Source organism: Nonomuraea sp. NPDC049637, from assembly GCF_040675235.1.
Classification (GTDB): Bacteria; Actinomycetota; Actinomycetes; order Streptosporangiales; family Streptosporangiaceae; genus Nonomuraea.
Genome location: NZ_JBFAOM010000004.1, coordinates 225146 through 239426 on the forward strand (window position 1 = coordinate 225146; position 14281 = coordinate 239426).

Below are 14281 nucleotides of genomic sequence, written 5' to 3' on the forward strand. Positions count from 1 at the left end.
AGACGATGACGATCGCGGGCAGCGCGGACGTCGTGATGGTCCGGCAGATCGTGCGGACCCTCGCGATCGAGGCCGGGCTCTCCCTCGTGGACCAGACCAAGATCGTCACTGCGGCCAGCGAGCTGGCCCGCAACGCGCTCGTCTACGCCGGCGGCGGCGACGTGCGCATCGACCTCGTCGAGAACGGCAGGAAGCGGGGCCTGAAGCTGGTCTTCAGCGACAAGGGCCCCGGCATCCCCGACCTGGACAAGGCGCTCACCGACGGGTTCACCACCGGCGGCGGCATGGGCCTCGGCCTCGGCGGCTCCCGCCGCCTGGTCGACGAGTTCGACCTGCTCTCCGCCCCCGGGAAGGGCACGACCGTGACGGTGACCAAGTGGGCGAGGTGAGCCCGGCCTGGGTGCGCGCCGAGGACCCGAGCGCCGTCGGCGCCGTCCGGCGGCGGGCGGTCGAGCTGGCCGAGGCGGCCGGGTTCGACACCACCCGCACCGGGCAGACGGCCGTGGCCGTCAGCGAGGCCGTCTCCAACCTGGTCAAGCACGCCGTGGAGGGCGTCGTCCTGGTGCGGCCGCACCCCGAGGACCCGGCCAGCGTCGAGCTCGTCGCGGTGGACAAGGGCCCCGGCATGGCCGACGTGGCCCGCGCCCTGCGCGACGGCTACTCCACCTCCGGCACGCTCGGCATCGGGATGGGGGCCATCGCCCGCATCGCCACCGGATACGACGTTCACTCGGTGCCCGGCATGGGCACGGTGCTCGTCATGCACTTCACCGCCGCGGACACGCCCGGCCCGCCGCTGCGCGCCAGCGGCCTGACCCGGCCGATCGGCGACGAGGTCAGCTGCGGTGACGGCTACGCCATCGCCGAGAACGACGAGAGCACCACGGTGCTGCTGTGCGACGGTCTCGGCCACGGCCACATCGCCGCCATCGCCGCGCAGACCGCCATCGAGCTGTTCGCGCAGGTCCAGGACCAGGAGCCGCTGGCGATCCTGGAACACCTGCACCGCGGGCTGAGCGGCACCCGCGGCGGCGCCGTCGCGGTCGCCCGGGTCGGCCGGGACACCGTCACCTACGCCGGGCTGGGCAACGTCTCCGGCTGGGTCGCCGACGCCGGCGGCCGGCAGGGCATGATCTCGCTGCCCGGCATCGCCGGCCACCAGGGACGCACGCTCCGCCAGTACGAGTACAAGATCCCCCCGTACGCCACCGTCGTGATGCACTCCGACGGCCTGACCGACCGATGGGACCCCGGGAACGTACCGGGGCTGTTCGCGCGCACCCCCGCGGTCATCGCCGCGGGCCTGCTGCGCGAGGCGGGCAGCAGGCGCGACGACGCCTGCGTGGTGACGGTGAGGCCCGGCAATGGCGGAAACTGAGCTCATCAGGGTCAGGCTCGAAACCGACCAGGACGTCTTCGTCCTGCGCCGCCTCGGCCGGGCCGCGGCCGAGCTGGTCGGGCTGGAGTCCCAGGACCAGATCAGGGTCGCCACCGCCCTCAGCGAGGTGGGCAGGGAGGCCTTCGGCAAGGACGCCGCCGCCGTGATCGCCCTCGGGCGCGACGTGCTCGCGATCACCATCCGCCACACCAGGCCGTCCGCTTTGGACCGCTCCGAAGGCGTGACGCTGGCCGGCCGGCTCGTCGACGACATCGCCCTCGGCGACGGCCACGTCACGATCACCAAGCGGCTGCGGCCGCGGGCGACCGCCGTCCCGCTGGCGGCGATCCGGGCCGACCTGGCCAAGCTGGCGCCGATCAGCGCCATGGAGGAGCTGCGCGAGCAGAACAGGGAGCTGGCCGAGACCCTGGAGGACGTGCTGCGGCTCAACTCCGAGCTGCAGGAGACCAACACCGGCGTGCTGGCCATGTACAACCAGCTCTCGGCCGAGCTGGAGGAGACCAACAGGGGAGTCGTCGCCCTGTACGCCGAGCTGGACGAGAAGTCCGCCCAGCTCCGCGAGACCATCGACGCGCGCAACCGGTTCTGGGCCACCGTCAGCCACGAGCTGCGCACCCCGCTGAACTCCGTCATCGGCCTGGTCCGGCTGCTGACCGGCCCGGGCGGCGAGCCGCTGACCGAGGAGCAGGCCCACCAGATCGGGCTCATCGGCGATTCGGCGCAGACGCTGCTCGAACTCGTCAGCGAGCTGCTCGACATGGCCAAGGCCGAGTCCGGCCGCCTGGATCCGCAGCCCACACTGGTCAACCTGGCGCGGATGGCCGGGCAGTTGCACGTCACGATGCGGCCGACCAGCGAGCGCGCCGGCGTGACGCTGAGCCAGGAGATCGCGCCGGAGGCCACCGAGCTGTACGCCGACGAGGGCATGCTGCTCAGAATCCTGCGCAATTTGCTCTCGAACGCGCTCAAATTCACTCAAAGCGGGCAGGTAGTGCTGGCCGCGCATGCCGACGAAGCCAAGAGCGAGATCGTCATCACGGTCACGGACACCGGCATCGGCATCTCGGAGGAACACTTGACGCGCGTGTTCGAGGACTTCTACCAGGTTCCCGGCTCGCTCCAGGTCAGGGCGAAGGGCACCGGCCTCGGCCTGCCTTACGCGCGCAGGCTCACCGAGGCCCTGGGCGGCACGCTGGATCTCACCAGCACGCCGGGCGAGGGCACCACCGCCACCCTGCGGCTGCCGCACCAGAGCGGCACGCCGGAGGTGCAGCGCGTGCTGATCGCCGACGACGACGAGGTCTTCCGCGCCAGCGCCCGCCGCATGCTCTACGGTTTCGCCGTGCACGTGGACGAGGCCGCCGACGGCGCCGCCGCACTCGAGGTCATGGCCGCCTCCCCGCCCGACGTGATCCTGGTCGACCTGCTCATGCCGCGCATGGACGGCCACGTGCTGCTGCACCAGATGGCCGAGGACGAGCGGCTGAGCGACATCCCGGTCGTCGTCGTGACCATCGCCCCGCAACACGCCCCCGGCAACCGGCCGGTACTGTCCAAGCACGGGCTGCGCAGGGAACAACTCCTGCAGGCCATCCGCAGCGCCCGCCAGGGCGAGGACGGCGGTGCTGGAGAGGACCAGGATGTCTGAGTCCGCACGCGTGCTGGTGGTGGACGACACCCCCACCAAGCGCTACATCCTGTCGAGCTGGCTGCGACGGTCGGGGCACCAGGTGCTGGAGGCCAGGGGCGGCGAGGAGGCCCTCGGCCTGCTCGCCGCCAACCAGGTCGACCTGGTCGTCCTCGACGTGCGCCTGCCCGACATCAACGGCTACGAGGTCTGCGAGCTGATCAAGGCCAACCCGGCCACCGCCTCCATCCCCGTCATCCAGGTGTCGGCCAACGCGATCACCCCCGCCGACCGCACCGAGGGGCTGGAACGCGGCGCCGACGCCTACCTGAGCGAGCCCATCGAGCCCACCGAGTTCGCCGCCACCGTCGAGGCCATGCTGCGCTACTACCGGGCGCGCTGGCGGGCCGAGCTGATGGCCGAGCGCCTGGCCAAGCTCGCCGAGGTGACGTTGCGGATGAACGAGGCCGAGACGTTCGACGAGCTGCTGACCGTGGCCGTCGAGGGCGCCGCCGAGGTGCTCGGCCGCTACAGCGGCACGCTCGCCATGCTGCCCGACGGGCGGGTGCGGCGCTTCCGCGCCCGGCCCGGCGAGCCGGCCAGTGTCCAGCCCGCCGCCTCCGACGTGCTGGACCGCCTGTCCGAGCGGACGCTGAAGGACGCCACCAGGGCCCGGGTGTTCACCCTGGCCACCAGCGAGTGGGAGGGCCTGCTGCCCGACGTGCGCGCCGAGGACTCCACCACCGGCGTGCTCTGCCGCACCAAGAACTCGCCGTCGCCGGTCTACCTCGGCGTCGAGGCCGTCTCACCGCTCGACGCCGACGAGGTGAACCTGCTGCGCCAGCTCGGCCAGGAGCTGGCCCTGGCGCTGGGCGCGCTGCGCGCCTACACCGAGGAGCACGACATCGCGCTGACCCTGCAGCGCAGCCTGCTGCCCAGCCGCATCCCCGAGGTGCCCGGCCTGCAGGTCGCGCTGCGCTACCAGCCCGCCGTGGACAACGTCGAGGTCGGCGGCGACTTCTACGAGGTGCTGCAGGTCGACGGACGCGTGCTGGTCGCCGTCGGCGACGTGGAGGGCCACTCCCTGCACGCCGCGACCGTCATGGCCGAGGTGCGCCACGCCCTGCGCGCCTCGCTCATCGCCCAGGTGGACCTGAGCGCCTCCCTCGACCTGCTCAACCAGATGATGCGCCGCTACCACCGGGGCCTGACCGCCACCGTGTGCCTGATGCTCATCGACCCGGCCACCGGCGAGATCGAGCTGGCCAACGCCGGGCACATGCCGCCGCTGTTCGCCGGGCCCGGCAGCTCGTACCACACGCTGGGCAACCTGCTGCTCGGCGCGGTGCCCGAGCGGTACCAGGTCGACCGGCTCAAGCTGCCGCCCGGCGGCACGATGATGTTGTTCACCGACGGCCTGCTGGAGGACCGGCACATCCTGCTCGACGACAGCATGGAGAAGGCCAGGCAGCTCGCCGAGACCGTCGAGGACGACCTGGAGGAGTTCGCCGAGCGCATGCTGGCGGCGTTCGGGGCGCGCGAGGACGACGTGGCGCTCGTCGTCGTCCGCCGCACGCTCGACGCGGATTCCGGCGGGGCCTGAACGGTTGCACCGGCGCCTCAGCGGGTGTACCGGTGCTTGGCCCCGGGCGGGAAGTACTCGGGGTCCCCGGCCTCGCGCAACCGGATGGACGGCAGCTGCTGCGCCGCCGGCACATAGTTCGCGAACTCGCTGTTCAGCCGCAGGAGCTGGGTCAAGATCGAGGCCCCCACCGCCTGGGCGACCTCGCCGGTCGGCTTCTCGCCGGGCATCAGCTCCACCGTGACCGTCAGCTGCCGGTCGTGGTCGGCGTCCTCGGCCGCCTCCATCACGAACTTGCCCGTCACCGACCCGCTGACCTCCGGCTGCTCCAGCCCCACCGCGATGTTCTCCGGGTAGACGTTCGCCCCGTAGTACGACAGCGTGAAATGGCTGCGGCCGAACACGTAGACGAACGGATGGCGCGGGCCGGCGACCTGCGACCGGAATCCGTGCCGCCCGGCGAACTCCATCATGCGCTCGTACGGGATCACCCCGCCCTCGTCGGCGATGTGGTACCGGATCAGCGGCACGCCGTTGTCGCCGGAGAACAGCAGCGTGCCCTCGTGCTCCTCGAAGAAGCGCACCCGCGGGTCGTACTGCACCAGGGTCGGCAGCCGGGACTCCCCGAACAGCTCCCTGGCCGTGTCCGGACGGCCGGACAGGAAACGGCGCAGCTCGACCGAGAGCGGCGTCTCGTTGCCGAGCACCCCGGCGTCCGCGGTGCCGTACAGGGAGGCGATGCCGCGCACCGGGTCGGCGATCCCGGCCCGCTCGGCCACCAGTGTGCGCCACTCCTCGCTGAACACCTCGCCCGCCGTGACCAGCTTGACGTTCCAGTCGGCCCAGGGGAGCGGCTCGGTGTCGATGACGTTCTTCAGGAACGGCGGATAGCCCAGCAGGACCACCTGGTCGAAGTGCGGCGCCAGCTCCGGCAGCACCCGCGCGATCTCCCTGCGGTCGGTGCCCGGCGCGACGACGGTGATCGGGTAGCCGCGTTCGGCCAGGTGACGACAGCATTCGATGGTGAACAGGCCGCCCACCCAGGTGCCCAGGGCGAAGCAGACCACGGCCAGCGTACGGCGTTCGCGGGCCCCGAAGGAGTCACGGAAGACCTCCTCGAAGCGGGCGGCGATCACCCGCTCGTCCGCCACCGTACGCGGCCAGAACGACGGCGTCCCCGTCGAGCCCGACGACACGGCGATCATGTCCCCGATCACGCCGTCCCGGCAGAGGTCGGGGAGCGGGTGGCGGCGGATGTAGGTGTCCTTGGACGTCATCGGCAGCCGGCTGAAGCGCTCCAGGCTGGTGACGTCCGCCGGCTCGACACCGTGCTCGGCCAGGAACGAACGGTAGGCGGGCACGGTGGCGGCCACCTGGTGAAAGAGCTCAAGGGGATCCATGGGGCACGCGTGGCCGACCGCCCGGAACCTCGCGCCCCGGACCGGCCCCCACGCCTCCTCCCTCCAAGATTCGATCGTCTCCAGCCCCATGGTGACACCACGGCAGCACGAACGGGCCAGGGCCTGCCGGCGTGGGGTCGAGCGGCCACAGACTGCCGGCGACATGGCGGAATCCGTCGAGCAGGCCGACAGGTAAGCCAGTCCGGCCAGGTCCGGACGGTCGCGGAAGCGTGGTGACCCGCGCCGGATCTCCTCGACCAGCTCCCTCGTGCCCGGCGGGTCGTCGAGCGTTCGCGGGACGGGTCACTCGCCGGGGCGGACGAGGCCGGTTTCGTAGGCGAAGACGATGGCCTGGGCGCGGTCGCGCAGCCCGAGCTTGGTCAGCACGCGGCCCACATGGGTCTTGACCGTCTGCTCGGCCACGAACAGCTTCTGGGCGATCTCCTGGTTGGACATGGCCTGCGCGACCAGGATGAGCACCTCCGCCTCGCGCTCGGTCAGCTCCTCCGGACGCCTCCCCGACGGCGGACGCGGCCCGCCCAGCCGGGCGAACTCGTGGATCAGCCGCTTGGTGACGGCCGGCGCGATGAGCGCGTCGCCGGCGGCGACCACGCGGACGGCCTCGGCGAGCTGGGCCGCCGAGGCGTCCTTGAGCAGGAACCCGCTGGCTCCCGCCCGCAGCGCCTCGTAGACGTAGTCGTCGAGGTCGAACGTGGTCAGGATGAGCACCTTCGACGCCGGGCACGCCGCCAGCACCTCCCGGGTCGCCTCCAGCCCGTTCATGACCGGCATGCGCACGTCCATCAGCACCACGTCGGGGCTCAGCGCGACGGCCCGCGTCACCGCCTCGCGGCCGTCGGCCGCCTCGCCCACGACCTCGATGTCCGGCTGGCCGCTCAGGAACACGGTGAACCCCGTGCGGACCATCCCCTGGTCGTCGGCGATCAGCACGCGGATCACGCGGCGCCCTCCCTCTCCTCGATCGACAGCCCTGCGCCCAACCCCGTTGGCGACCCGACCGGCGGTTCCGTCGGCAACGCGGCGCTCACCTGGTAACCGCCGGCCCTCGTGGGCCCGGCGTCGAGCGTGCCGCCGAGCAGCGCCGCGCGTTCCCGCATGCCCACCAGCCCCTGGCCCGCGCCGGGCGCCGCCGCGGCGGAGCGGCCGGGGCCGTTGGCGACGCGCAGGCGCAGCGTGCCGGCGTCGGCGGCGATCTCGACGGTGACGCTCGACCCCGGCGCGTGCCGCATCGCGTTGCTGAGCGACTCCTGCACGATCCGGTACGCCGACAACCCCACCGCGGGCGACAGCGGCCCGATCGGCCGCCGCCGGTCGACCGCCACGGTCAGCCCCGCGTTGCGGGCGTTGGCCACCAGCTCCTCCAGGCGGTCGAGGCCGGGCTGCGGCGCGGTGTCGGTGCGGCCCTCGGGGTCGCGCAGCACGCCGAGGACCTGGCGCAGCTCGTCGATGGCCTCCAGGGACAACGCGCGGATCTCGGCCAGCCCCGCCTCCAGCTGGGACGCGTCGCCCGCGGCCCTGAGCGGCACCGCCTCGGCCTGGATGGCGATCACCGACATGTGGTGGGCCACGACGTCGTGCAGCTCGCGGGCGATGCGGGCGCGCTCCTCCAGCACCGCCTGGGCGCCCTCGGCCTGCCGGGTGCGCCGCTCCTCCTCGACGAGCAGGGCCGTGGCGTTGCGCCGGGCGCGCACGTTGTAGCCGAACAGCAGGACGACCACGGCCACGCCGGCCACCACCGGCGTCGAGTCGACGTCGACGGCCAGGCACAACAGGACGGTGAGGATCCCGGCCCCCACCGTGATCCGCCGCTCGCAGCGCACGCCCACGGAATACAGCGCCAGCAGGTACGCCACCCCCACCGCGACCGGGTAGGGCGCGTAGCCCTCGTCCTGCCCGATCGTGAGGCTGGCGCAGACGGCGACGGGGGCCAGCACGGCCGCCGCCCGCCAGGCCGCCAGCGGCCACCGGTTGCGCAGCACCACGGGCAGGCCGGCGGCCAGGGCCGCGAGGACGACGACGCCGCCCCAGAGCGGCGCGGGATCGCCGGGCGTGGCGGCGGCCCGCTCGTTCCACTCCTGGGTCGTGGACAGCGTCACGCCGAACAGCTCCACGCCCAGCAGGAGCTCGGCGATCTGCACCACGCTGTACGTCTTCACCGGGACCACCGGCGCCAGCCATCGGGGCACCGGCATCCGCAGCCACCGGGAACGCGGCCGGGACGGGGGATCGGCGCCGCCCGTCAGCAACGCGAGCGTGAAGGGCCGCAGCACGGCCAGCAAGGCCCGCCACAACGCCACGGCGAACCGCCCGGCCGCTCCTCCCGGCGACTCCGGAGGGCCGGTGCGCGCGTCGCCCCGGAAGGCGAGGGGCGCGGAGCGCCGGGCACGGTGATTCACCTGGTCAAGAATACGGAAAGGCGGGCGGCCGGGCGTCAGACCAAGGTCTGATCCTGACGTCACCCTCAGGTATCGCTTACAACATTACGATCGCCGTGAGCGAACATCGGCAAGGTTGGGAACAACAGCGCGCTCCAATGAATTGAGTCGGTATAACTCAACCCTTTGGAGTTCGCATGAGTGAGAGCTTGATCCTCCCGGTCCTGCCGCTCGACGACGAGGTCGTCCTGCCGGGCATGGTGGTTCCGCTGGACCTGTCCGACTCCGAGGTGCGTGCTGCGATCGACGCGGCCCGCGCGTCCGGTGGTAACAAGCCGCGGGTCCTCCTCGTTCCCCGGATCGACGGCCGTTACGGCGCCGTCGGCGTCCAGGCGGTGATCGAGCAGGTCGGGAGGCTGCCCGGCGGTGAGCCCGCCGCCGTGGTCCGCGGTGTCAACCGGGTGCGCGTGGGCACCGGCACCACCGGCCCCGGCGCCGCACTGTGGGTCGAGGCCGACACGATCGACACGGTTCCGGCCGGCGAGCGCGCCCAGGAGCTGGCCAAGGAGTACAAGGCCCTGGCCACCACCATCCTGCAGAAGCGCGGCGCCTGGCAGGTCGTCGACCAGGTCAACCAGATCGACGACCCCTCGGTGCTGGCCGACAGCTCGGGCTACACCCCTTGGCTGACCACGGCGCAGAAGGTCGAGCTGCTCGAGGCTCCCGACCCCGCCGACCGCCTGGCCAAGCTCGTCGAGTGGTCGCGCGAGCACCTCGCCGAGCTCGACGTCGCCGAGACGATCCGCAAGGACGTCCAGGAGGGCATGGAGAAGCAGCAGCGTGAGTTCCTGCTGCGCCAGCAGCTCGCCGCGGTCCGCAAGGAGCTGAAGGAGCTCAACGGCGACACCGCCGAGAGCGAGGAGGAGGACTACCGGGCCCGCGTCGAGGCCGCCGACCTGCCGGAGAAGGTGCGCGAGGCCGCGCTCAAGGAGGTCGACAAGCTGGAGCGCACCTCCGACCAGTCCCCGGAGGGCGGCTGGATCCGCACCTGGCTCGACACGGTGCTCGACATCCCGTGGAACGAGCGTACCGAGGACAACTACGACATCGCGGGCGCGCGGGCCGTGCTCGACGCCGACCACACGGGCCTCGACGACGTCAAGGACCGCATCATCGAGCACCTGGCCGTGCGCAAGCGCCGCCAGGACAAGGGCCTCGGCGTGGTGGGCGGCCGGCGCAGCGGCGCCGTCCTGGCCCTCGCCGGTCCTCCCGGGGTCGGCAAGACGTCCCTGGGCGAGTCGGTGGCGCGCGCGATGGGCCGCAGGTTCGTCCGGGTCGCGCTCGGCGGCGTACGCGACGAGGCGGAGATCCGCGGGCACCGGCGCACCTACGTCGGCGCCCTGCCGGGCCGCGTGGTCCGGGCCATCCGCGAGGCCGGCTCGATGAACCCGGTCGTCCTGCTCGACGAGGTCGACAAGGTCGGCGCCGACTACCGCGGCGACCCGACGGCGGCGCTGCTGGAAGTCCTCGACCCGGCCCAGAACCACACCTTCCGCGACCACTACCTGGAGGTCGAGCTCGACCTGTCCGACGTGCTGTTCCTGGCCACGGCCAACGTGCTGGAGGCCATCCCCGGCCCGCTGCTCGACCGCATGGAGGTCGTCACGCTCGACGGCTACACCGAGGACGAGAAGGTCGCCATCGCCCGCGACCACCTGCTGCCCAGGCAGCTGGAGCTCGCGGGCCTGACCTCCGAGGAGGTCAAGGTCGACGACGGCGCGCTGCGGCGGCTGGCCGGCGAGTACACCCGCGAGGCCGGCGTGCGCTCGCTGGAGCGGGCGGTCGCCAGGATCCTGCGCAAGGTGGCGGCCAAGGACGAGCTGCCCGTCACGGTCGGCCCGGACGACCTGGTCGGCTACATCGGCAGGCCGCGGTTCGTGCCGGAGTCGTCGCTGCCCGAGTCCACCCAGCGCACCTCCGTGCCGGGCGTGGCCACGGGCCTGGCGGTGACCGGGGCCGGCGGCGACGTCCTCTACGTGGAGGCGTCGCTGGCCGACCCGGAGACCGGCGAGACCGGCCTGACCCTGACCGGCCAGCTCGGCGACGTGATGAAGGAGTCGGCCCGGATCGCGCTGTCCTACCTGCGCTCGCACGGCGCGGAGCTGGAGCTGCCGGTCACCGCGCTGAAGGACCGCTCGGTCCACGTGCACTTCCCCGCGGGCGCCGTCCCCAAGGACGGTCCCTCGGCGGGCGTGACGCTGACGACCGCGCTGGCCTCGCTCCTGTCGGGCCGCCAGGTCCGCGCCGACGTCGCCATGACCGGTGAGATCTCGCTGACCGGGCGGGTCCTGCCGATCGGCGGCGTCAAGCAGAAGCTGCTGGCCGCCCACCGGGCGGGCATCACCACGGTGCTCATCCCGGCCCGCAACGAGCCCGACCTGGACGACGTGCCCGAGGAGGTGCGCAACGAGCTGACCATCCACGCGGTCAGCGACGTGCGCGAGGTCCTCGACATCGCGCTCACCCCGGCCGAGGTCGCCACCACGGTCGCGGCCTGACGCCGCACCCGGCACCGCCCCGCCGCACCCGGCTTCCCGGATGCGGCGGGGCGGCTCCATGTACGGGGGCGGGCCCGAACACACCGGCGAAGCGGGGTCAGCCGGTGAGGAGCAGCGCCTCCAGTTCGTCCAGCAGGGCCACGACCCGGGCCGCGCGCTCGGGGTCGTCGCCCACCGCCGCGTGCACCGCCTCCTCCACCGGCCTGGCCGCCCGGCGGTGGACCGCGGCCAGCGCCGGCTCCGTCAGCGTGACGAGGGTGCGTCGCCCGTCGCCGGGGTCGGGCTCGGTCCGGACGAGGCCGCGCTCGCGCATCCGGGCCACCGAGGCCGACACGTGGCTCTGGACGAAGCCCGTCCTGGCCTGGATCTCGCCGACGGTGCCGCCCGGGTGGCGCAGCACGTCCTCGAAGACGGCCTCCTCGCCGGGGGTGAGGGGCGGGCCCTTGGTCTCGCCGGCCGCCGTCTTCGACAGCTCCACCAGCCGCCGTCCGAGCCTTCGCAGTCGTGCCACGTTCATGGTGGCCGATTGTATCGCTGGAGATGTATCGTCAGCGATATGAACGGCGTGGCGAGGACGGCGGTGGGCGCGGCCTGGTTGCGGGCGCGCGAGAGCGAGCGGCCCGACCGGCTGTTCGAGGATCCGTACGCGAGTGCCTTCGTGGCGGCGGCGGACGCCCGGTCGCCGCAGGCGGGGCGGGGGAGCGGGGCGGGCGATCTCTTCGGCGCCCACCTGGTGTTCAGGACCAGGTTCTTCGACGACCACCTGAGCGGTTCCGGCTGCGACCAGGTCGTCCTGCTGGCCGCCGGGTTCGACGCCCGCGCCTACCGGCTCGACTGGCCGCCGGGCGTGCGGCTGTTCGAGCTCGACCTGCCCGAACTGCTGGCGTTCAAGGAGGGCGTGCTGCGCGGGCTGGCCGCGACGGCGCGCTGCGAGCGCGTCCCGGTGCCGGCGGACCTGCGCGAGGACTGGCCGGGCCGCCTGCGCGCGGCCGGGTTCGACCCGGCCCGGCCGACCGCCTGGCTGATCGAGGGCCTGCTGATCTACCTGGGCCCGGCCGAGGCCGGGCGGCTCCTCGACGGCGTCGGCGCGCTGTCGGCGGCGGGCAGCAGGCTCGCCTTCGAGTACGACCCGGCCGCGGCCGCCGTGCTCGCCGAGCGGGTGCGCACGATGCCCGAGCTGCGGCGGATCGCCACCCTTTGGAAGGGCGGCCCGGGCGAGGACGTCGTCGCCCGGCTGGCCGCCCGCGGCTGGCGGGCGCGTACGGTCGAGGCCTCCGCCCTCGCCGGCCGGTACGGCCGCCCCGCCCCGCGCGGCGGTTTCCTCACCGCGGTGCTGAGTGACGCAGATCACCACAATTCCCCGGAATAGGAGTATGTAAAGGCGGCGTTAGCACCGGCGTGAACGAGGCATACGCGAACGACCACCGCGCCCACCGGGACGCCATATGTTGTCGCATGCGTATGGGGCGAATGCCGGCCCGTTAGAGACCAGATCCCGCCCGTTCTCCTCGAAGGTCACCATGATCCACACCTTTTGCTTCGTGCTGCGCAGGCTGAGCCACCTGCCCTTCCCTCCCGGCAGCCACTAGATCCCGCCGCTCCGACGGCGACGTTCGTGTGTTGTCCGTGTGTTGTTCGTGTGTTGTTCGTGCAAGGAAGCGGCCCGCCACCCGGCCGCTCTCACTCGTGGGGAAATTTTCGTGATCCAGGCTTCCGGCCTGCGCAAGCAGTACGGCCAGACCGTCGCGCTCGACGGCGTCGACCTGCATGTGCGCGAGGGCGAGATCTACGGCGTGCTCGGCCAGAGCGGCGCCGGCAAGAGCACGCTGCTGCGCTGCGTCAACCTGCTCGAACGCCCCACCGCGGGCACGGTCACCGTCGCCGGGCAGGACCTGACCGCCCTGCCCGGCCGCGAGCTCAACCGCGCCAGGCAGCGCATCGGCATGATCCACCAGCACTTCGCGCTGCTGTCCTCGCGCACGGTGGCCGGCAACGTCGCCTTCCCGCTGGAGGTCATGGGCGTGCCCAGGGCCGAACGGCAGCGGCGCGTGGCCGAGCTGCTCGACCTCGTCGGCCTCCAGGGACGCGGCGGCGACCGCCCCCACCAGCTCTCCGGCGGCCAGAAGCAGCGCGTGGGCATCGCCAGGGCGCTGGCGGGCAACCCGTCGGTGCTGCTGTCGGACGAGGCCACCTCCGCGCTGGACCCGGCCACCACCCAGTCGATCCTCGCCCTGCTCAAGCGGCTCAACGCCGAGCTGGGCCTGACGATCCTGCTCATCACCCACGAGATGAACGTCGTCAAGAGCGTCTGCGACTCGGTCGCCATCATGGCCGGGGGCCGCATCGAGGAGTCGGGGGCGATCGCCGACCTCATCAGGACGCCCGGGTCCCGCCTGACCAGGGAGATCTTCCCGCTGCCCGAGCCCGCTCCGGCCGGTTCCGTCACGCTCACCTTCACCGGTGACCCGGGCCGGCCGCTGGTCTCGGAGATGGCGCGCAAGTTCGACGTGGACGTCAACATCCTCGGCGGCTCGATCGAGGACCTGGCCGGCGGTTCGGTCGGCCGCCTGCGGGTGGCGCTGACCGGCGCCGAGTCGTCCTCGGCGCTGTCGTTCCTGCGGGAGTCGGGGCTGATCGTCGAAGTCGCGGGGGAGGCCGCATGACCTGGGAAGAGATCGCGCCGCTGCTGTGGCCGGCCACGTGGGAGACCGCCCAGATGGTGGGGTGGGCCACGCTGTTCACCGTGCTGTTCGGGCTGCCGCTCGGCGTGGCGCTGGTGGCCTTCGACCGGGACGGGCTGCGTCCGCTGCCGGCGCTGAAGTCCGTGCTGGGGATCGTCGTCAACATCGGGCGGTCGCTGCCGTTCATCGTGCTGATGATCGCGATCATCCCGTTCACCCGGCTCGTCATCGGGACCACGATCGGCACCGCGGCCGTGGTGGTGCCGCTGACCGTGGGGGCCGTGCCGTTCTTCGCCCGGCTGGTCGAGACGGCGCTGCGCGAGGTCGGCACCGACGTCGTCCAGGCCGCGCAGGCCATGGGAGCGAGCCGGACCGCCATCGTGCGCAAGGTCCTGCTGCCCGAGGCGCTGCCGGGCCTGGTGTCGGGGCTGACCGTCACGATCGTCGCGCTCATCGGGTACTCGGCCATGGCGGGCACCGTCGGCGGCGGCGGGCTCGGCGACCTGGCCGTGCGCTACGGCTACCAGCGGTTCGAGACGCTCGTGATGATCGTGACCGTCGTCCTGCTCATCGTCATCGTGCAAATTCTGCAGAGTCTGGGCGACTGGGTCGCTCGGCGTATTTCACATAAGTAAGGG

12 protein-coding genes are annotated in these 14281 nt (G+C 72.5%); 8 read left to right on the top strand and 4 right to left on the bottom strand.

Going from position 1 to position 14281, the window contains the following annotated elements; all coding sequences use genetic code 11:
- The first annotated feature begins 5 nt into the window (after positions 1–5).
- Genes AB0J71_RS07885 through AB0J71_RS07900 form a run of 4 tightly spaced genes read left to right on the top strand, consistent with a single transcriptional unit; the run spans position 6 to position 4629 of the window.
- Complete coding sequence (locus AB0J71_RS07885; RefSeq protein WP_352330701.1) at positions 6–389, top strand: anti-sigma regulatory factor; 384 nt, start codon at positions 6–8, stop codon at positions 387–389.
- On the top strand, positions 377–1378 hold the full coding sequence (locus tag AB0J71_RS07890) for an ATP-binding SpoIIE family protein phosphatase (RefSeq protein ID WP_364413330.1): 1002 nt from the start codon (positions 377–379) through the stop codon (positions 1376–1378). The genes AB0J71_RS07885 and AB0J71_RS07890 overlap by 13 nt, the downstream gene beginning before the upstream one ends.
- Positions 1365–3047, top strand: a complete 1683-nt coding sequence (locus AB0J71_RS07895) for an ATP-binding protein (protein ID WP_364413332.1) — start codon at positions 1365–1367, stop codon at positions 3045–3047. Before AB0J71_RS07890 ends, AB0J71_RS07895 begins: the two co-directional genes overlap by 14 nt.
- Positions 3040–4629 carry a fused response regulator/phosphatase gene (locus AB0J71_RS07900; RefSeq protein WP_364413334.1) on the top strand — a complete coding sequence of 530 codons (1590 nt, stop codon included), beginning with the start codon at positions 3040–3042 and terminating at the stop codon, positions 4627–4629. Before AB0J71_RS07895 ends, AB0J71_RS07900 begins: the two co-directional genes overlap by 8 nt.
- Positions 4630–4646: 17 nt before the next feature.
- Here AB0J71_RS07900 and AB0J71_RS07905 read toward each other — a convergent pair whose 3' ends face one another.
- From AB0J71_RS07905 to AB0J71_RS07915, 3 genes are all read right to left on the bottom strand, one after another.
- Entirely contained in the window at positions 4647–6008 is a 1362-nt protein-coding gene (locus AB0J71_RS07905) for a phenylacetate--CoA ligase family protein (protein ID WP_364413336.1), read from the bottom strand.
- A 303-nt stretch (positions 6009–6311) separates the two neighbouring features.
- On the bottom strand, positions 6312–6968 hold the full coding sequence (locus AB0J71_RS07910; RefSeq protein WP_352328121.1) for a response regulator transcription factor: 657 nt from the start codon (positions 6966–6968) through the stop codon (positions 6312–6314).
- A complete protein-coding gene (locus tag AB0J71_RS07915; protein WP_364413338.1) occupies positions 6965–8425 on the bottom strand; it encodes a histidine kinase in 1461 nt (486 codons plus the stop codon). Before AB0J71_RS07915 ends, AB0J71_RS07910 begins: the two co-directional genes overlap by 4 nt.
- Positions 8426–8601: 176 nt before the next feature.
- Here AB0J71_RS07915 and lon point away from each other — a divergent pair, with 176 nt between their 5' ends.
- Entirely contained in the window at positions 8602–10962 is a 2361-nt protein-coding gene (lon, locus tag AB0J71_RS07920; RefSeq protein WP_352328119.1) for an endopeptidase La, read from the top strand.
- A gap of 97 nt (positions 10963–11059) precedes the next feature.
- Here lon and AB0J71_RS07925 read toward each other — a convergent pair whose 3' ends face one another.
- Positions 11060–11479, bottom strand: a complete 420-nt coding sequence (locus tag AB0J71_RS07925; protein WP_364413340.1) for a MarR family winged helix-turn-helix transcriptional regulator — start codon at positions 11477–11479, stop codon at positions 11060–11062.
- Between the two features lie 39 nt (positions 11480–11518).
- Here AB0J71_RS07925 and AB0J71_RS07930 point away from each other — a divergent pair, with 39 nt between their 5' ends.
- The 3 genes from AB0J71_RS07930 (at position 11519) to AB0J71_RS07940 (ending at position 14278) form a co-directional block, all read left to right on the top strand.
- Entirely contained in the window at positions 11519–12331 is an 813-nt protein-coding gene (locus AB0J71_RS07930) for an SAM-dependent methyltransferase (protein WP_364413342.1), read from the top strand.
- A 331-nt stretch (positions 12332–12662) separates the two neighbouring features.
- Positions 12663–13625 (top strand): ATP-binding cassette domain-containing protein, encoded by a 963-nt coding sequence (locus AB0J71_RS07935; protein ID WP_352329102.1) that lies wholly within the window; start codon positions 12663–12665, stop codon positions 13623–13625.
- A complete protein-coding gene (locus AB0J71_RS07940) occupies positions 13622–14278 on the top strand; it encodes a methionine ABC transporter permease (RefSeq protein WP_352329100.1) in 657 nt (218 codons plus the stop codon). Before AB0J71_RS07935 ends, AB0J71_RS07940 begins: the two co-directional genes overlap by 4 nt.
- Positions 14279–14281: the final 3 nt, after the last annotated feature.